This window comes from Paraburkholderia sp. SIMBA_030 (assembly GCF_046535245.1).
GTDB lineage: Bacteria > Pseudomonadota > Gammaproteobacteria > Burkholderiales > Burkholderiaceae > Paraburkholderia.
In genome coordinates, this window is the sequence record NZ_JAWRXB010001271.1 from 1 (window position 1) to 248 (window position 248).

A 248-nucleotide genomic window follows, 5' to 3' on the forward strand; every position below is an offset into this window, starting at 1 on the left:
GTCCACGGCTTCGAACGGCTGCTCAGCGGCGACGAGCGGACCCGCGCCGCCGCCTTCGTCTTCGACGAGGACCGCAACCGCTACATTGCCGGGCGCGGGCGGCTGCGCGAAATCCTGGCGCACTATCTGCGCCTGCCGCCGCAGGACATCCGCTTCACCTACAACGAATACGGAAAGCCCGGTCTCGATACCGGGCTTCACGGCGTTCTGCATTTCAATCTGAGCCACAGCGCCAGCCTGGCGCTGCT

Annotated in this window: 1 protein-coding gene; it reads left to right on the forward strand. The window is 66.5% G+C overall.

Annotated features, from left to right (window positions below):
• Window positions 1-248: 4'-phosphopantetheinyl transferase family protein (locus SB772_RS44130; protein ID WP_410839039.1), on the forward strand; the 248-nt coding region annotated here is incomplete at both ends.